The organism is Streptomyces sp. SD15, assembly GCF_054462255.1.
This window is the reverse complement of the sequence record NZ_JBTLMO010000020.1, coordinates 25,691-43,248: the sequence shown is the minus strand read 5'-3', so window position 1 is coordinate 43,248 and position 17,558 is coordinate 25,691. Positions and strand designations below refer to the sequence as shown.

Genomic DNA, 17,558 nt, shown 5'->3' with positions numbered 1-17,558 from the left:
CAGTTGTTCTCCCCGTAACACTGCCACGCCCTTCTTCATTCCGAGACACCCGTTCCGATCCGCGAGACGATTTCGTCCCAGTAGCCGGGCATCGTCTCCCAGGGGTCGGCCCGGCCGCCGTGGTCCGTGCGGTCGGTGAAGTAGATCGTCGAGGCTCCCTGCCAGCGGGCGATGCGCAGCGCCTCGTCGAGATGGCCGCGGGGCACGCCGTGCACGAAGTGGCAGAAGCGCTCGGGCGGATAGTCGGCGGTCCACTCGGCGACCTGCGACCAGCGGTAGTCGCTCCAAGAGCCGGAGAAGGTCACCAGCTGGTCGGCGTTCTCGGCATAGCCGGGGTACGGGTGGGTGCGGTGACCGAAGACGATGTGTGCGTCATCGTGGAGCGCGCGGAGTGTGGTGGCCGTGCGGCGGACCTCGGGGAGCGCGGCGCGCTCGCTGGGACAGCGGTCGAGGAGGAACCCGCCGACCCTGTACCACTCGAGATACCGGTGCGCGTCGGAGAGCAGCTCCCCGAAGGCGCGCGCGCCGTGTGCCGCGTCCAGGTGCCCGAGGACGCGCACGCCCGCGTTGCGCAGGCGGCCCGCGGCCTCCAGGCAGTGCGGGTCGGGGCGTGTGCCGGGGCCGCCCGCCACGTTCAGGACGACCCAGTGCAAGGGGGTGCCGGGGCGGGTGAGTTCGCCCCATTCCACTGGAGCAACGAGCGGGTGTGCGTAGCCGGGGATACCGAAGCCGAGGCCTAAGCCGGTACTCGCGGTGCCCGTTGCGGTGCTGGTCAGATACGGCATGCCGCCTCCATCCAGATGTCGGCGAGGGATTCCTCGAGGTTGATCCGGGGCCGCCAGCCGAGCCGGTCGCGTGCGGTGCGCACATCGGCCTGCTGCCAGCTGCCGCAGCCGTCCGGGTAGGGGTACGCGACCGGGGCCGCGTGGTCCGGTTCGCTGCGGGGGTGGCCGATGGATGGCCTCAGAGGCCCGGGAGGTCCGTCGAGTTCGTGCAGGGCGCCTCCGTAGCCCGCCACACGGGCGAGGACGGCGGCGGCGTCACGGAGACGTACGGCACGGCCCGAGCCGATGTTGATGACGCCCTGCGCGGCGGAGAGCGAGGCGGCGTGGACGGCGCGGGCGACATCGCGTACGTCGATGAAGTCGCGCTGGACGCCGAGACCGCCGAGCTTGAGCTCGCCGTCGCCGGACTGCATGGCGCGCCGCATGGCCTCGGCGAGGCGGCCGAGCGGGGATCCGGCCGGTGTGCCGGGCCCCGTGGGTGAGAAGACGCGCAGGACGACGGCGTCCAGGCCGGAGCCGAGGACCAGCTCGGTGGCGGCGAGTTTGCTGACGCCGTACGGGCCGCCCGGGCGTGGCACCGCGTCCTCGGCCGTGGACGAACCGGGCTGGCTGGGCCCGTACTCGGCGCCGCAGCCGATCTGCACCATGCGTGCGCCGCAGCCGCTGCGGCGCAGGGCCTCGCAGACGGTGGCGACGGCGACGGTGTTGTGCCGGGTCAGTTCGCGGGCGCCACCGCGGGTGGCGCCCGCGCAGTTGATGACGACCCCGGGGTGCACCGCGTCCAGGAAGCGGGTGAGCGCGCCGGGGCTGCCTGAGGCGAGGTCGAAGCGTACGTCGGCGTCGTCGCCCCGACCGAGCGCGGTGAGCTGCACGGCCGGGTCGGCAAGCAGTCGGTCGGCGACGAAACGGCCGAGGTATCCGTTGGCTCCGATCAGCAGGACCCTCATAGGGCGGCTCCCGGGGCGGACTCTCCGGTTCGGGAGGTGATCATCTGGCGTTCTCCTTCGGGGTGATGCCGTGGGTCGGGAAGGGCCCGCGGTGTCGGCCCCGCGGGAGAAGTGCGCCCGGTGCGAGGGCTGGACCCTCGGGCGCCGGTCACGGCGCACAGCGGTGGGGGAACGCCGTGGGCCGGGTCTTGGATGGGGCTCGCGGCGTTCGGGCCGCAATGCCGGGGGCCGGGGAACGGCTCGGCGTTCGGGCCGAAGCGCTGTGGGCCGGGGAGTGGCGCGTAGTTCCCGCGGGAGTGCCGTGGGCCGGGTCGCGGGTCCCTGTCCCTGCTCACGCGGTCCGGGTCGGGGCACCGGGGGCCAAGGGGCGGCTCAGCGTTCTGGTGGGAACGGCGTGGGGCGGGGAGCGGGTCGGCGTTCGGTGCGGGGCCTTGCGGGGGACGCGGGCCGGCGTCCGGGGCGGTACTCATGGCGCCCCGTCTGGTGTCGCGTGGGCCGAGGCCCGGGTCAGTTTGCGGGTCCCGTGGATCAGGAGGACGACGGCCGCCGCGCCGCACACCAGAGCAGGGACGGCGCCCGGCCCCCAGGCGTCGACGACGGTGTCGACCGGCGTGGCCAGGAACGAACAACCGGGGAGGCGGCCCGCGAAGACCACGGCCAGCGCGGTCGCCTCGGCCGCGCCCGCGGCGCCGAGGACGATGGCGGGCGCGTACGTGAAGCCACGCACCGTCAGCAGGCGTGCGAGCAGGAGCAGCGCGCCGAGGGCGCCTGCTCCGGCGTACCCGGAGGGCTCGCCCAGCGCTGCCCCGCTCAGTGCGAGCAGCGTGCCGAGCGCGCACAGGAACAGGCCGAACACCCCCAGGAGCAGCGGCTGCACGGAGGCGGCGAAGTCCTCCAGGCCGCGGCTGGCGGTCAGCTTGCGGTGGGCGCGTACGGCGAAGAGGTGGGCGCACCAGGCCGCGGGGGCGCAGGCCAGGGCGAGGGCAAGCGTGGGCGCGGTGGCCAGGGGCAAGGGGCCGTCGGGGCCGCCGGCGATACCGGCGCTCAGCAGCCCGTCGCCGAGCAGGGCGTACGCGATCAGCCAGCAGGTCCACGCGCGCGTGCCGCTCGTCGTGCGGTGGATGGTGCTCAGGGGGCCGCGGCGGAGGGCGAAGCGCAGGCCGAGCACGACGGCGAGGGTGCCCACCGCGGCGACCGCGAGGCGCGGTTGCCCTTCGGTGAGCCGTAGCCCGGCCACGGCTGCCGCGCACAGGGCGCCGGGCAGCAGGGCGAGCGCGGCCCAGTCGGCGCGCGCGCCGGGGCGTTCCGGGGGTGCGGGCCGCGGCGCCGGTTCGCCGTCGCGCGCCACGCGCGCGTACATCTCCTCGGCGAGCGAGAACACGTCCCGGTGCCGGAATCGGGCGGCGGTCCGATCGGTCACCCCGTGCGCCTCCAGGCCCGCCGCGATCTCCAACGGGTCGACGGCGCGCTCGCAGAGCTCGCGGTGCCGGTGCATCAGGGCCTTCACGGGGTCCACGGCCCCTCGGCGGGTGGTGGGCTTACGCGTGGCGCTCGGGAGGTGGCGTGCGCCGGTCGCGTGGTCGTACGCTGCGCCGGCGCCCACGCCCGCACTTCCGCGAGACGCGGGCACAGTCCTGGGCGGGCTTCCGGTCCCAGGGATCGGACTCCCACTCCCGGCAGGACTCCCACTCCCGGCCGACTCCCCAGACCCAGCCGGATTCCCACTCCTGGCCGACTCCCCAGACCCGCCCGCTGAGCTCCCACTCCCGATCGGGCGCCCGGGCCCTTCGGCAGCCCCTTCCGTGCGTACGTCCGTCCCCCCGCCCCCCACAGCCCACTCCGCAGACCGCGGGTCCCAGGCCCCCGGGCTCCCCGGCGTCTCGGGCCGGTCCAGTTCGCCCAGTTCGCCCAGCCCGCTCAGTCCTCCTGCGGCTCCGCCCGGTTCGCTCATCGCGCGCCCTCCCCCGCAGTCAACGGAACCGTCGCGCACACCGGCGCACCCGCCGCCCGGAGCGGCTGCCTCGCTGCCATGAGGCGGGCCTCGGTCCAGCGGCCGGGTACGTGGGCCTCCGCCGGTACGCCGAAAGGCAGCGGCTCCCCCTCGTCGTCCACGACGACCCGCCTGACCGGTGAATGCGAGACGATATCCAGGTAAATGCCGTGAAATGCCGCGATGTTCTGCTCGACCGTGAACAGCTCGAGGGCACGCGCACGCGCCGCCGCGCCCAGGCGTGCGCGCCGCTCGGGGTCGCGCAGCAGCGCCACGCACGCCTCGGCGAGCGCCCGCGGATTACGCGGCGGCACCACCAGGCCCGTACCGCCGATGACTTCGACGACCGCGCCCACGTCCGTGGACACGGTGGCGCGCCCGCAGAACATGGCCTCGACCAGGCTGATCGGGAAGCCTTCGACAACGCTGGACAGGACTACCACCGCCCCGGACGCGTACGCCTCCGCGAGGCTCGGGACCTCCGGGCAGCCGATCTCCTCGAACGACACCGGGTTGTCGCCGACCGCGTGCACGCCCTCCGCCTCGTCGGGGAAGAGCTGCGCGGCCAGCGCCTTGCAGTGGGTGAGATACAGCGCGCCTTCCGGTCCGTCGGCGGGTGCCCCGACGATCCGCAGCCGGGTCTTCGGCTCCTCCTTGCGGATCTCGGCGAAGGAGTGCAGCAGCGAGATCAGGTCCTTGGCAGGTTCGATGCGGCCGACCCAGACCAGCGTGTCCGGGTCCGCATACCCGGAACTCTCCGCGCTCTCGCCCACTTCCGCGAAGCGGGACGCCTCCATGCCGGGGTAGACGGTGCGCAGTTTGGCGCGGTCGGCGCCACAACGCTCCTGCCAGCGGCGGGCGTGGGTGTTACCGGGCGTGATGATCGCGGCCCGCCGGTAGACCTCGCCGGCCAGATGGCCGTGAAACGCGGCGACCAGCGCCCGCACCGCCGGGGACTCTCCGACGGACGCGGAAGCCAGATAGTGCGCCCGCAACTGCACGCCGTACTCCGTGACAAGCAGCGGCACCCCGGCGAAGTGCCGGGCAAGGAGGCCGGGCAGGGCCGCGGAGCCGCCGGCCGCAGCGTGACAGAGGTCGGCCGAGCCGAGCCCGTCGTCCTCGTACCAGTCCAGCGAGAGGGGGCGCAGCGCACGCTCGATGTGGGCGGCGACGGCGAGCAGATCGGGTACGCGCGCGGCACGCGCGGCACGGAGTGCGCCGGGCGCGCGGCAGGCGCGCTCCACGGTGCGCACGGCGCCCTCGGAGCGCAGCGCCCCGACCAGCCCGCCCTCGTCGCGGGCGAGTTCGGCGAGCCCGTACAGTGCACTGCCGAAACGGTCCGCCTCAACACCGCAGGAAGCCCCCGAGCGGTCGAAGGCCCCTGAGCCGCCGGGAACTCCGGAACCACCAGAAGCCCCGGAACCACCCGCGACACCCAAGCCGTCGGAGCCCCCCGGCCCCGCGCAGACCGCCGCCGCCAACTCCCCGAAGCATTCGGCGAACCGCCGCCGCGCCCGGCGCCCGTACACCACGCCGTCGCCCTCGGCTGTCCAGAGTGGAGCCGTCCGCACCCGGCTGACCTGCGGCGGCAGCTGGATCCAGCCTTCGTCCTCCTGCCGCTCGCTGCGGCTGAGCGCGTAGATGTCGAACTCATGCTGCCCAAGCCCGCGCACGAGCCGGTCGCACCAGAGCCTGGCGTCACCGCTCACATACGGATAGCCACCCTCCGTAAGCAGTCCGATGCGCACGAGTGCACCCCCGATCTCCCATATGGGGAGCCACCGTTGACCCGGCGGCTCGCAGCGGGACGAACGTATGCGGACATGACGGTGGCGCGACGGACGGTTGTCCATCACGCCACCAAAAGGGGTGAACGGTCGTAACTTTCCCGCGCAGGACGCGTTCTGTCGCGCTAGGAGATCATGCAACGGCGTTTCGTCAGGCGGCGGCCAGCCGCCTCCGGGCGGTACGCCGTTCCGCCGCTACCACCGGATCGAGCGCCGGTACGGCGGCCAGCAGCTGCTTCGTGTACGGATCCCGCGGCGACTCGTACACCTCGTCGGCGGGCCCGTGCTCGACGATGCGACCGCGCCGCATCACCGCGACCCGGTCGCTGACCTGGCGCACGACCGCGAGATCGTGCGCCACGAACACCAGGGCGAGCCCGAGTTCCCGCTGCAACTCGGCGAGCAGGGCGACCACCTGGGCCTGTGTGGTGACGTCGAGAGCGGAGACCGGTTCGTCGCAGACGATGAGGCGCGGGTCGGCGGCGAGCGCCCGCGCGATCCCGACGCGCTGGCGCTGTCCGCCGCTGAACTCGTGCGGGTAGCGGTCGTAGTGCGCCGCTTCGAGCCCCACGCGCTCCAGCAGTTCCCGTACCCGCCCTCGAATGCGCCCCTCGTCCCGCTCCCCGCGTGCCCGCAGCGGATCAGCGATGGACTCGCCGACGCCGCGCCGCGGGTTGAGAGAGGAGACGGGGTCCTGGAAGACCATCTGGACGGAAGGACTGACGCCGGTCTGCGTACGACCCTCGTACCGGACCGACCCGGCCGTCGGCTCCAGCAGCCCGACCAGCATCCGCCCCAGCGTGGTCTTCCCGCTGCCGCTCTCCCCCACGACCCCCAGCGTCTCCCCGCGCCGAACCGTGAGCGACACCTCGTCCACGGCCGCGAACCGCCGCTTCCCGCGCCCGAATTCGCACCGCAGACCCACCGCCTCGAGGATGACCCCGTCCGACGAAACGACCTCGGCCGTCGGACCGCTCTCGTCCGACGAAACGACCTCGGCCGTCGGACCGCTCTCGTCCGACGAAACGCCCCCGCCCGACCCAGCCCCGTCCGACGCGCCACCACCCAAGACATCACCGCCCAAGACACCACCGCCCAAGACACCACCACCCGACACACGCCGCGCGTCCACCCGAGGCACCGCGCCCAACAGCTCCTGCGTGTACGTCTCCCGAGGCGCGCCGAGGACGGTGGCGACCGGCCCGTGCTCGACCGCCCGCCTGTGCCGCATGACCAGCACCTCGTCGACGCTCTCGGCGGCCACGCCCACGTCATGCGTGACCAGCAGCAGCCCCATCCCCGTCTCCTCCCGCAGCGTGTGCAGCAGGTCGAGGATCTGGGCCTGGACGGTCACGTCGAGGGCCGTGGTCGGCTCGTCGGCGATCAGCAGATCGGGATGGCAGGCCAGCGCCATGGCGATCAGGGCGCGCTGGCGCATACCGCCGCTGAACTCGTGCGGACGTGAGCGGGCGCGGCGGGTGGCGTCCGGGATGCCGACGCGGTCGAGCACCTCGACGGCACGCGCGCGTGCGGCGCGCCGGGACGCCTTCACATGCACCCTGTACACCTCGGCGATCTGGTCGCCGACCGCGTAGTACGGGTCGAGCGACGACAGCGGGTCCTGGAAGACCATCGCGGCCTTCCCGCCGCGCAGTCGCCGCAGTTCGTCGTCGGAGGCCTCCTGTACGTCCACTCCGGCCACCCGCACCGCGCCGCCGACGCGCGCTCCGGTGCCCCGGTACAGCGCCAGCAGGGCGGACGCCACCGTGGACTTGCCGGAGCCGGACTCACCGACCAGGCCCAGCGAGGCGCCCTTCTCCAGCCGGAAGGAGAGCCCGTCGACGGCGCGCAGGTCCCCGAACTCGACCGAGAGGTCGGTCACTTCGACGAGGCTCGCAGCCAAGCCTTCCACCGGACTTACAAGACTCGCGACACTCACGACAACACCACCCGTCGGTCGGCCACCGCGTACAGCACGTCCGCGACGGCATTGGCCAGGACCACGAAGAAACCGGTGACCAGCACCATTCCGACGACCACCGGCAGGTCGACGACATTGACCGCGTGCACGAGTTCGCGCCCGAGGCCCGGCAGGCCGAACAGCGTCTCGGAGAGCACGGCACCGCCGATCGCCGACCCGAAGTCGTTGGCGGTCAGCGCGATGACCGGCGCGAGGGCCCCGCGCAGGGCGTGCCGCCCGATGACCGACCGCTCCTTCACGCCGTACGCACGGAAGGTGCGCACATGGTCCTCGGCGAGCGTCTCCAGCATCGAGGCCCTGGTCAGGCGGGCGTATTTGGCGGACTCGATCAGGGCCAGCGACAACCACGGCAGCAGCAGGTTCCACGCCCACTGCTCGGGGTCCTCGGTGAAGGGCACGTACTGCGGGAAGGGCAGCCATTGCAGCTGCCCGCAGACGACGATCATCAGCACCAGGCCGATGACGAAGACGGGCGTGGCCGTGCCGGCGAGAGTGATGCCGGTGAGCACCCGCTCGGTGATCCGGCCACGCCGCCACGCGGACAGCACGCCGGTGCCGACGCCGATGATCAGCCACAGCACCATCGCGCCGAGCACCAGCGAGAAGGTGACCGGCAGCTTCGCCCGGATCAGCTGGGTGACCTGCTGGTCGCTCTGGTACGACAGCCCGAGGCAGGGCGCCCCGCAGTGCTCCACGGACGTACCCGTCGAGTAGTCCTGGCCGACGAAGATGCCCTGTACGAAGTGCCAGTAGCGCAGGTACAGCGGATCACCGAGCTTCAACTGCTCGGAGACCTGCTGCACTTGGGCGGGCGAGCAGCGCGGGCCGCAGGTGATCTGGGCGACGTTGCCAGGGGCGACGTAGAAGACGAGATAGATGATCACGGAGATCGCGAGCAGGGTGACGACGGCGCCGACCAGCCGCCGCACGACGAATCCCGCGAAACCACTCAACCCGGACAGGCCCCTCAGCGCGGACAGGCCCCTCAATAGGGACGGGCCAATCGGTCCAGTCAGGCTGCTCACGCCTTGGCCTCCCGCTTGCGTCCGGTGCCGATGCGCAGCCGTGAGGCCGCGCGCGGGTCGAGCGCCGTGCGCACGCCGTCGCCCAGCACGGTCAGGGCGAGCACGGTGATGAACAGCGCCCCGGCCGGCAGCAGCAGATACTGCGGTGCGGCCTGGTACCAGACGTCGGCCGCGGTCAGCATCTGCCCCCACGAGGGGGTCGGCGGCTTCACACCGACGCCGAGGAAGCTGAGCGCCGCCTCGACGGTGATGTTCAGGGGGACGAGGAGGGCCCCGTACGTGATGACGGGCGCGGCGAGCGCGGGCAGCAGTTCGCGGCGGGCGACCCGCCAGGAACTCCAGCCGCTGAGCCGGGCGGCGGCCACGTAGTCGAGCTCCTTGAGCGTCAGCGTATGCGCGCGCACGATCTTCGCGGTCGAGCCCCAGGCCACCAGCCCGATGATGAGCGCGACCAGCACGGGCCGCGGGAAGCTGGTGGGCACGATGGCGAGCAGCGCGAGAGACATGATCATCAGCGGCATCGCAATGATGATGTCCGTGACACGACTCAACAGTTGATCAACCCATTGATTACCGAGACCGGCCGCGACGCCGACCACCACGCCGATGAGGACCTGTACCAGCGTCGCCGCGAACGCGACGCCGAGGGAGACCCGGGCGCCGTACACGAGCCGCGCGAAGAGGTCCCGCCCGGTCTGCGGTTCGACGCCGAGCCAGTGGTCGCCGCTGATGCCGCCGAGCGAGCCGACGGGCACGCCTCCGCGCGCGGAGTCGATCAGCGAAGGGTGGTAGGTGGTCGGGTCCTGGCCCTCGACCGCCGTGAGCAGCGGTGCGGCGAGCGCGACCAGGACGAGCAGCGCGACGACGGCCGCCGCGACGAGGGCGGCGCGCTGCGTACGCAGTCGCCGCCAGAACTGTCGGCCCCCGGAGGCCACCGGAACGGACGTTCCCGTCCCGGTGGCCTCCGAGGCCGCAAGGGCCTCGCTCATGGGGCTACTTCACCGCGACCTGGGAGATGTCCAGCACGCCGGTCCAGTCGCTGATCACGATGTTCCTGACGGCGCTGCCGTACAGGCGCTTGTAGACGGGGTGGAACAGCGGCACGGTCAGGGCCTGCTCGCCGATCTTCTTGTCCAGTGCACCCCAGCGCTTGGCGGCCTCGTCAAGATCGGTCAACTTGTTGATCGCGTCAATCTCATCATTGACCGACTTGTCATTGAGGAAGCCGGTGTTGAAGTTGGCGCCGTCCTTGACGATCTGACGGCCGTCGAAGATCGGAGCGAGGAAGGGACCGCCGGAGGGCCAGTCGGCACCCCAGTGGGCGAGGAAGAAGCCGGGCTCGGTCTTCACACTGTGGATCTTGTCGCTGTAGTCGTTCTCCTCGAGCCCCTGCAGCTTGACGGTGATTCCGGCCTTCTTCAGCGCGTCCTGGATCGCGGTGGCGATCTCCGGGCCGGTCTCGAAGTCCTTGCTGTTGGAGTGGGTGAGCGGGAGGGTGAGCCCGTCTTCGTAACCGGCCTCCTTCAGCAGCGCCTTCGCCTTCTCCGGGTTGCCGGACTCGCCCGCCGGGAAGTGGTCGTACGGCGTGTAGCCGAAGGACTTCTGGTTCGGCAGGTAGGTGGTCGCGGCCTCGGCCAGCGAGGACCCGCCCGCCGCGTTGATCACCGACGAACGGTCGATGGCGTACGAGATCGCCTGGCGCACCTTCGGGTCGTCGAACGGCTTCACCTTCGGATTGAAGGCGAGGTAGTTGGTGTAGCCGAAGTGCCCGGTGCCGACGCGCGCGGCCAGCTCCTTGTCACCCGTCACCTTGGCGAGCTCGGCCGGGCCGAGGTTGGTGTCCGTGGTGACGGCGGTGGCGTCCGCCCCTTGAGACGAGGACAGCCGCTGGTTGATCACGGACGAGTCCAGACCCGACCGTACGTCGATCGTGTCCGGGTAGGCCTTGCGCTCGGCGTCGACCGACGCGGACCAGTACGTGTTGCGTTCCAGGGTGAGCCGCTCGCCGTCGTTCTCGTTCTTGACGACCTTGTACGGACCCGAGGAGATCGGGTGCTCCTCGTACTTCGTGCCGGTGTCCTTGGCCTCCGGGACGGGCGCGAACTGCGTCTGCGTGGCCAGGTAGGGGAACTCCCCCTCGGGCTTGTTGAGGTGGAAGACGATGGTCAGGCCGTCCGGCGTCTCGATCGAGTCGAGGCCCTTCTTGTCCTTGTACGGGCCCTGGTAGTCGGCGCCACCGATCAACCAGTCCCTCAAGTAGGGAGCTCCGCCGGAGAGTTCGGCGGCAAAGGAACGCTCGATGCCGTACTTGATGTCGGCGGAGGTGATCGGCGTCCCGTCCTCGTACTTGAGGCCCTTCTTCAGGGTGTACGTCCACACGGTCGCGTTCTCGCTCGGGCGGCCGGTGTCCGTGGCGAGGTCCGGGACCACCTCGGCGCCGGCGGCCCCGCTCTCACGGTTGCGCGTGGTGAGCGTACGGAAGACCAGGGAGGGGACGTTGCCACCGCCGGAGGTGTAGAGGCGCGCCGGGTCGAAGTCGCTCTGCGGGTTGGAGTTCAGGACCGTCAGCCTGCCCCCCTTCTGCGGCTCGGAGTCGCCACTGGCGCCCTTGGCATCGTTGTCCTTCGGCCCGCAGGCGGCCGCACCCGCTGCCACGACCAGGGTGACGGTTGCCGCAGCCACGCGGCGCGCTATGGCGGACGGTTGACGCATCGGAAGACGACCTCTCGAAAGGCTCGAATGGCGAGACGGATTGACACAGGGTGAGACGGGGGAGAGCAGAGTTCACCCAAGGCGTCAGGCGTCGACATCCGACCGGAGAGACCGGAGGAACCGGCGAACCGGCGAACCGGAGAGACCGGAGGACAGGAGGACCGGAGTCACCCGAGAGACCGTAGAAAGACCCGCGCGCACCGGCCACAAAGCACCGAAGCGCGCGGAAACGCGGAAACCCAGAAAACCGGAAACCCCGAAAACAGCGACGCACTCGCCAAGGGCGGACGTCAGCGACAGTAAATGTCGGCCACGCAGAACGCGGTCACGCCGATGAGCGCGAGCTCAATGGCGGCGCGTGCGGAGGCGTGGTGAGGCGACATGCCGAAAAATATGAACGAACTTTCAGCACATGTCAACGTGACCTAAGTGGCCGCTGTCAACTCCCGGGGTACGGCCAAGGGTTGGCCAGGCAGTGGATCCCGTCATGGTCGAGGAACTTGCTCTGCTGCTGCATGACGGGGGCGAGTTCGCCGTCCTTGTCACACGTCACATGGCCGTATCCGAGCCGGTGGCCGACCTCATGGTTGATCAGCATCTGCCGGTAGGCATGGATTTTGTCACCGTAGGTCTTGGAGCCCTGCGCCCAGCGATACGCATTGATCATGACGCGCTCGGTGGAGGCCGAGTCGCACGACACGTTGTCCACGGTGGTGTCCAGACCCGACTTGGCACACCAGTCGGCGGTGGTGCCGGGGCTGGCCAGCGTGATCACGAAGTCGGGTTTGCCGGAGTGGATCCGCTCGAACGTGCGGGCGCCACTGTGGGCCCAACTCCGGTTGTCGTTCAGCGTCTTCTGCACGGCCTGCGCAAAGAGTTCGGCATCGAGCCCGAGCCCCTGCTCCACGTCCACCCGATAGGTGTATTTCTGCCCCTTTCCGGGCGCCTTGTCGAGCCCGGTGACCGCGTCGAACTTCCCCGAGCCCTTGAGCGTGGCGCCGAGCTTGTACCTCTCGCCCATCTTCTGGTCGTACGTCAGCGTCGCCGCGCTCGGTGTCGCACTCGCCGTGTCGGACGGCGTCGGCCGATTGTCGCCGCGCGAGGCGGAGTCCCGGGCGTCCCGGTCACCACCGGCGGCGGACTGCGTGTTGGCGGTGGTGTCGTCCCGCCCGGCGGCGACCTGTCCGGCCACGACGACGGCGAGCACGGTGGTGACGGCGGCCGCGGCGATCCCGGTGAACGCCCGCCCCTTGCCGGACTTGCCCTTCTCCGGCTCCTCGACCTGCGGAAGCGGTTCCTGTTCCTCGACGGGCTCAGGGTCCCAGTCCGTGACGGTGGCGTAGGGATCGGCGTGGTGCGCTGCGCTGCGCCGGGGCGCGAAGAGATCGACGTCATCGCTCTCGTCGAAGGAGTCGACGTAGGCCTGTCGGGGCCCCTGCCCCGGCCCGGCCTCCTGCCGCTGCCGGGGAATGCGGGGGCCAGGAGCTCCGGGAGGCCCGGGAGGTCCAGCCGGTCCGGGATACCCGAGGGGCGCGCTCCGGGGAGCCCCTTGCGCCCCGGCTTGAGGCAAGCCGTACGCGGCGCCCGTCGGACGCGCGGCGCCTCTCAACTCGCCCCAGCCACCGCCGGATTCACGCTGCTCGGGGTGCCCGCCACGCGCTTGGGGGACACCGTGCGCCGGCGTGCCGTCGGGCAGCCGCGGCACACCACGGGCAGGCGTCCCGTCCACCATCCGCGGAATGCCATGGGCCGGGGTCCCGTCCGGAAAGCGCGGAACACCGTGCGCCGGAGTCCCGTCCGCGAAACGCGGAACACCGTGCGCCGGAGTCCCGTCCGCCACCCTCGGCACTCCCCGGGGCGCACTCCCGCCCATCGGAGGCCGGGGCGGCTGCGGCCCCAGGGCACCCCGAGCGGCACCCTGCGACGAACCGGGCCCCGAACCCGTACCCACACCCGGCCCCGAACCCGGCGCCGCACTGGGCGCCGGAACCACCGGCATCTCCCCCGTGGTCCCCGAGCTCCCCGCGCCCCCTGTACCCCCCGTATCGCTCTTCCCTGCCCGTCCCCGGCGACTGTGACGTCCCACGCCGCGCCTCAGCTCCCAGCGCCAGTGGCGGTCGAGTTCATCGAGGAGGTCAACTCACCTGTATCCGCGAGGAGTTCGCGGAACGCCGCGACCACCGCCTCCGGGTACTCCATCATCGCGACGTGCCCCGCGTCCGGCAGGGACAGCAGCCGCGAATCGCGGAAGGCGCGCGCCGCCCGCTGGGCCATGCGGTAACCGACGAGCTGGTCGCGGCCGCCGTAGACAAGGAGGGTCGGCGCGAGCACCCGCTCGGCCTGTCGCCACAGCCCGTGCTGACCGCCCAGCGTGTACGCGTCCACGAGCCCGCGCGTCGAACGCGCCATGGCGTCCCAGAAGTACGGGAGGGCGAGCCGTCGCTCCATCTCCTCGACCGCGTTCCGGAAGCCCTCGGGCGTCACCATGCCGGGATCCCCGTAACAGAGCGCCATGACCCCGCGGACGCGCTGCTCGGCGCTCCAGTCCTTGGTGAACTTCGTGAAAATTCCCGCCACTCCGGGCACGGCGAGCAGCGCCGTGGGCCATGCGCCGCGCTGCGCCCGGATCTCCGGGAGCGCGGGGGACACCAGCGTGAGGGTGCGGACGAGATCGGGCCGTACGGCCGCGACGCGCGTCGTGACCGCCCCGCCCAGCGAGTTCCCGAAGAGGTGTACGGGACCGCGCTCGGCCGCGTCGAGATAACGGATGACCGCGCGCGCGTGCCCGCTGACGGAATAGTTGCCGTCGTCCGGCGGCGGGGAGTCCCCGAAGCCCGGCAGATCGAGGGCCTCGCTGGCCACGAGCCCGTCGAGCAGCGACATCAGCGCCGACCAGTTCTGCGAGGAACCGCCGAGACCGTGCACGTACAAGGCAGGCGGCAGCCCCGCCCGGGCGGGTGGTCTCGACCGTACGGTCAGCGTGATCCCGGGCAGACCGACCGATCGCAGCCGCTCCCCCGCCGCGACTCGAACGGTTCCGACCCTCGGCGTGACGGTGGCGGCCAGCACGGGGGGAAGCTCGGTCGAAGACATGCAGCAATGTTACGAGACGATCACGCAGTGGCTCATGTGTTCGCCATCACAGATCGCGAGCGGATCGCATAGCGTCTCGATCGGGTGTCTCCTAGGCTTCGAACGAGGGCACTCGTAGGCACACAGGAGCGCACTCGCACCGCTCGGGAAGAGGAATCATGACAGTCGACCCCACGGACCCCGAGACCTTCGCCGAAGATGACGAGGCCCCCGACCTCGACCCGGAGGCCCCCGAGGCGGACGCGGCCGAGCAGCACGCCGATCTGACGCCGCAGGACGAAGACCTGCTGAGCGTCGGGGACCCGGACAAGGCCAACGAGGCGGACCTCGCCGAGCAGGCGAGGGTCGTAGAACTCAACGAGGACGACTACCGGTAACGACGATCGACGCTTACCGATCACGCAGACAACCGCCGATGCGGACAATCGCCGGTGACGCCGCCAGGGTGACCTGGGCACTGTCGCGCCCGCCTCGTCCCTGTTCGGCATCGTCTGCGCCGCTATCGCCGCTGTCCGGTACGTGAAATTCTGCGCTCGCACCGCGCACACGACGGTTACTGAAAAGTACGATGGCGACGCGGCGCACACCGCAAGTGGACAATCTTGGAGGCGGCGTGACAGCCATCGAGCAGACAGAGGCAGCGCGCCCGCGGGGCACGCGCCTGCCGCGCCGGGCCCGACGCAACCAGCTCCTCGGCGCCGCCCAGGAAGTATTCGTTGCGCAGGGGTACCACTCGGCCGCCATGGACGACATCGCCGAACGCGCGGGCGTCAGCAAGCCGGTTCTCTACCAGCACTTCCCGGGCAAGCTCGACCTGTATCTCGCCCTGCTGGACCAGCACTGCGAGTCGCTGCTGCAGTCCGTACGGACTGCGCTCGCGTCCACCACGGACAACAGCTTGCGCGTCCGCGCGACGATGGACGCCTACTTCGCGTACGTCGAGGACGACGGCGGCGCCTTCCGGCTGGTCTTCGAGTCCGACCTGACGAACGAGCCCGCGGTCCGCGAGCGCGTGGACAAGGTCACGCACCAGTGCGCGGAGGCGATCTGCGACGTCATCGCGGAGGACACCGGTCTCTCGCGCGCCGAGTCGATGCTCCTCGCGTCCGGCCTGGGTGGTCTGGCCCAAGTGGTGGCCCGCTCCTGGTTGCACAGTGACCGCAGCGTCCCACGCGACCAGGCGGTCCAGTTGCTGACCTCGCTGGCCTGGCGGGGCATCGCGGGCTTCCCGCTGCACGGCACCGATCACCACTGATCACCACGGACGGCGTCCGTACCGCGCGTTTGTTCCCGCGCGCTGTTCGCTCCTGGCGTTCTTGAGCGGAGCGTGTACGTCCCCTCACCGGGCTAATGTGTGCAGCGTACGGCGCGTACGAACGCGCACATCACTGACCGTCGGAGGGACAAAGCCGTGGAGGTCAAGATCGGCGTGCAGCACGCGCCCCGCGAGATCGTTCTGGAGAGCGGTCAGACCCCGGAAGAGGTCGAGCGCGCGGTGTCCGAGGCGCTGTCCGGCAAGTCGCAGCTGCTGAGCCTCGTGGACGACCACGGCCGCAAGGTCCTGGTTCCGGCCGACCGCCTCGCGTATGTGGAGCTCGGCGAGCCCACCCAGCGCAAGGTGGGATTCAGCGCGCTGTAGTTCAGGCGAGCGGATACGCGAAGGGGGCCGGTGGCAGTGCCACCGGCCCCCTTCGCGTATCCGCTTTCGAAACCGCTTCCGCGGCTTGGCCGGATATCGGCACCGGCACCGGACACAGGTGGAGCACAGATCCCCCACACAGGAGGATTGCATTCCGCACGTCAGGGGTAAGACCGGCTACGACCGATTTGCACCGGCCGTGCGGGAGGGACCCCCACCATGTTCTTGGAAGCGCTCGGCGCCGCGATGCTCGGACTCGGCCTGGCATGGGTGGCGGCATACCGCCTGCCGCACCGCCTGCCGACCCGCAGCCTCGTCCTGTCGACCGGCGTCGCCGGAGCCCTGTTCGGGGCCTTCCTGACGCACACGGCGCTGGGCTCCGGCTACTTCCTGGTGATCCTCACCGGCGCGGCGATCGTCTCCGTAGCGCTGCTGTCGCTGCTGCTGCGCCCCGCGGAGAGATTTCGCCGCCGCTCAGCGACGGCGTAACCCCTTCCGAAAGCACCCCTTCCGAAAGCACCCCTCCGAAAGCGCCCACTCCGCAAGCACCCCATCCGCAAGCGGCGCGGCCAGTCTTCGTAGGCGTCGAAATCAGCCGCCGTAGACGTCCCGGCGTCCCGGTCAGGCGGCCAGGCCCAGCGCGGCCATTCGCTTCGTGTGCGCCTCGGTGATCCGCGAGAACATCCGGCCGACCTCCGCGAGGTCGAAGCCGTCCGCGACGCCGCCCACGAGCATCGTCGACAGGGCGTCACGGTCCGCGACCACCCGCTGCGACTGGGACAGCGCCTCACCCATCAGCCGCCGCGCCCACAGCGCGAGCCGGCCGCCCACGCGGGGGTCGGCGTCGATCGCGGCGCGCACCTTCTCGATGGCGAAGCCGGCGTGCCCGGTGTCGTCGAGAACGGCGAGGACGAGCCCGCGCGTGTCGGCGTCGAGCCGCGCGGCGACCTCCCGGTAGAAGTCACTGGCGATGGAGTCGCCGACGTACGCCTTGACGAGCCCTTCCAGCCAGTCCGAGGGGGCCGTCTGCTTGTGGAAGCCGTCGAGCGCCGCGACAAAGGGCTCCATCGCCTGCGTCGGCTCCGCACCGATCGCCGCGAGCCGGTCCCGCAGCCGCTCGAAGTGGTGGAACTCGGCCGACGCCATCTTCGCCAGCTCCGCCTTGTCACTGAGGGTCGGCGCCAGCTTGGCGTCCTCCGCGAGCCGCTCGAACGCCGCCAGCTCGCCGTACGCGAGCGCTCCGAGCAGGTCCACGACCGCGGCGCGGTACTGGGGGTCGGCGGAGGCCGTGTCCCAGTCCTGGGCGGCTACTCCGGTGGGCGCGGGAGTGGCCTCGGCGGGTGTGTCTGCGGCGTTGTCAGGCGTCGTCATGAAGCGCACAATAGCTCGCTCGCCGCAACACGGAAGTCCCTGGTCAATCAGTGTGACGACCACGACGTGACCAAATCGGCCATCGCATATGCGCGATTCCGGGGTATGGTGGTAATGCGCCCGGCGAGTATTCGACGGGCCGCACGAATGAGGATGCCCGGTCGGTGGCCCGATCGGCTCCGACCCGACAGCCCTCCTCGTCCGTACGGCACATTGCGTACGACGTCC

The 17,558-nt window shown here is 71.1% G+C and carries 16 protein-coding genes; 4 read left to right on the top strand and 12 right to left on the bottom strand.

Going from position 1 to position 17,558, the window contains the following annotated elements:
• Nucleotides 1–35: 35 nt before the first annotated feature.
• From ACX28W_RS21035 to ACX28W_RS20985, 11 genes are all read right to left on the bottom strand, one after another.
• On the bottom strand, nt 36–785 hold the full coding sequence (locus tag ACX28W_RS21035; RefSeq protein ID WP_459000544.1) for a spherulation-specific family 4 protein: 750 nt from the start codon (nt 783–785) through the stop codon (nt 36–38).
• Entirely contained in the window at nt 773–1,732 is a 960-nt protein-coding gene (locus tag ACX28W_RS21030; protein WP_459000543.1) for an NAD-dependent epimerase/dehydratase family protein, read from the bottom strand. The genes ACX28W_RS21035 and ACX28W_RS21030 overlap by 13 nt, the downstream gene beginning before the upstream one ends.
• Nucleotides 1,733–2,198: 466 nt before the next feature.
• Nucleotides 2,199–3,644, bottom strand: a complete 1,446-nt coding sequence (locus ACX28W_RS21025; protein WP_459000638.1) for a hypothetical protein — start codon at nt 3,642–3,644, stop codon at nt 2,199–2,201.
• Between the two features lie 35 nt (nt 3,645–3,679).
• Nucleotides 3,680–5,470 (bottom strand): DUF3492 domain-containing protein, encoded by a 1,791-nt coding sequence (locus tag ACX28W_RS21020; RefSeq protein ID WP_459000542.1) that lies wholly within the window; start codon nt 5,468–5,470, stop codon nt 3,680–3,682.
• A gap of 190 nt (nt 5,471–5,660) precedes the next feature.
• On the bottom strand, nt 5,661–7,448 hold the full coding sequence (locus tag ACX28W_RS21015; protein ID WP_459000541.1) for a dipeptide ABC transporter ATP-binding protein: 1,788 nt from the start codon (nt 7,446–7,448) through the stop codon (nt 5,661–5,663).
• Nucleotides 7,445–8,443, bottom strand: coding sequence for an ABC transporter permease (locus ACX28W_RS21010; RefSeq protein ID WP_459000539.1), 999 nt, complete (start codon nt 8,441–8,443; stop codon nt 7,445–7,447). Before ACX28W_RS21010 ends, ACX28W_RS21015 begins: the two co-directional genes overlap by 4 nt.
• A gap of 68 nt (nt 8,444–8,511) precedes the next feature.
• Nucleotides 8,512–9,504, bottom strand: a complete 993-nt coding sequence (locus ACX28W_RS21005; protein WP_459000538.1) for an ABC transporter permease — start codon at nt 9,502–9,504, stop codon at nt 8,512–8,514.
• Nucleotides 9,505–9,508: 4 nt separating this feature from the next.
• A complete protein-coding gene (locus ACX28W_RS21000; protein ID WP_459000536.1) occupies nt 9,509–11,227 on the bottom strand; it encodes an ABC transporter substrate-binding protein in 1,719 nt (572 codons plus the stop codon).
• A gap of 290 nt (nt 11,228–11,517) precedes the next feature.
• A complete protein-coding gene (locus ACX28W_RS20995) occupies nt 11,518–11,610 on the bottom strand; it encodes an Ms4533A family Cys-rich leader peptide (RefSeq protein ID WP_459000535.1) in 93 nt (30 codons plus the stop codon).
• A gap of 56 nt (nt 11,611–11,666) precedes the next feature.
• Nucleotides 11,667–13,313 (bottom strand): DUF3152 domain-containing protein, encoded by a 1,647-nt coding sequence (locus tag ACX28W_RS20990; protein ID WP_459000534.1) that lies wholly within the window; start codon nt 13,311–13,313, stop codon nt 11,667–11,669.
• 8 nt (nt 13,314–13,321) lie between these two features.
• Complete coding sequence (locus ACX28W_RS20985) at nt 13,322–14,320, bottom strand: alpha/beta fold hydrolase (RefSeq protein ID WP_459000533.1); 999 nt, start codon at nt 14,318–14,320, stop codon at nt 13,322–13,324.
• A gap of 158 nt (nt 14,321–14,478) precedes the next feature.
• Between ACX28W_RS20985 and ACX28W_RS20980 the strand changes: the two genes are divergently transcribed.
• The 4 genes from ACX28W_RS20980 to ACX28W_RS20965 all read left to right on the top strand — a co-directional run bounded on the left by ACX28W_RS20980 (nt 14,479) and on the right by ACX28W_RS20965 (nt 16,448).
• A complete protein-coding gene (locus tag ACX28W_RS20980) occupies nt 14,479–14,697 on the top strand; it encodes a hypothetical protein (RefSeq protein WP_459000532.1) in 219 nt (72 codons plus the stop codon).
• A 236-nt stretch (nt 14,698–14,933) separates the two neighbouring features.
• Nucleotides 14,934–15,575 carry a TetR/AcrR family transcriptional regulator gene (locus ACX28W_RS20975; protein ID WP_459000531.1) on the top strand — a complete coding sequence of 214 codons (642 nt, stop codon included), beginning with the start codon at nt 14,934–14,936 and terminating at the stop codon, nt 15,573–15,575.
• A 156-nt stretch (nt 15,576–15,731) separates the two neighbouring features.
• Nucleotides 15,732–15,959 carry a DUF3107 domain-containing protein gene (locus tag ACX28W_RS20970; protein ID WP_095852722.1) on the top strand — a complete coding sequence of 76 codons (228 nt, stop codon included), beginning with the start codon at nt 15,732–15,734 and terminating at the stop codon, nt 15,957–15,959.
• A gap of 219 nt (nt 15,960–16,178) precedes the next feature.
• Nucleotides 16,179–16,448 (top strand): hypothetical protein, encoded by a 270-nt coding sequence (locus tag ACX28W_RS20965; RefSeq protein ID WP_459000530.1) that lies wholly within the window; start codon nt 16,179–16,181, stop codon nt 16,446–16,448.
• A 132-nt stretch (nt 16,449–16,580) separates the two neighbouring features.
• Here the strand turns inward: ACX28W_RS20965 and ACX28W_RS20960 are convergent, their stop codons facing one another.
• A complete protein-coding gene (locus tag ACX28W_RS20960) occupies nt 16,581–17,330 on the bottom strand; it encodes a ferritin-like fold-containing protein (RefSeq protein ID WP_362077754.1) in 750 nt (249 codons plus the stop codon).
• Between the last annotated feature and the right edge of the window lie 228 nt (nt 17,331–17,558).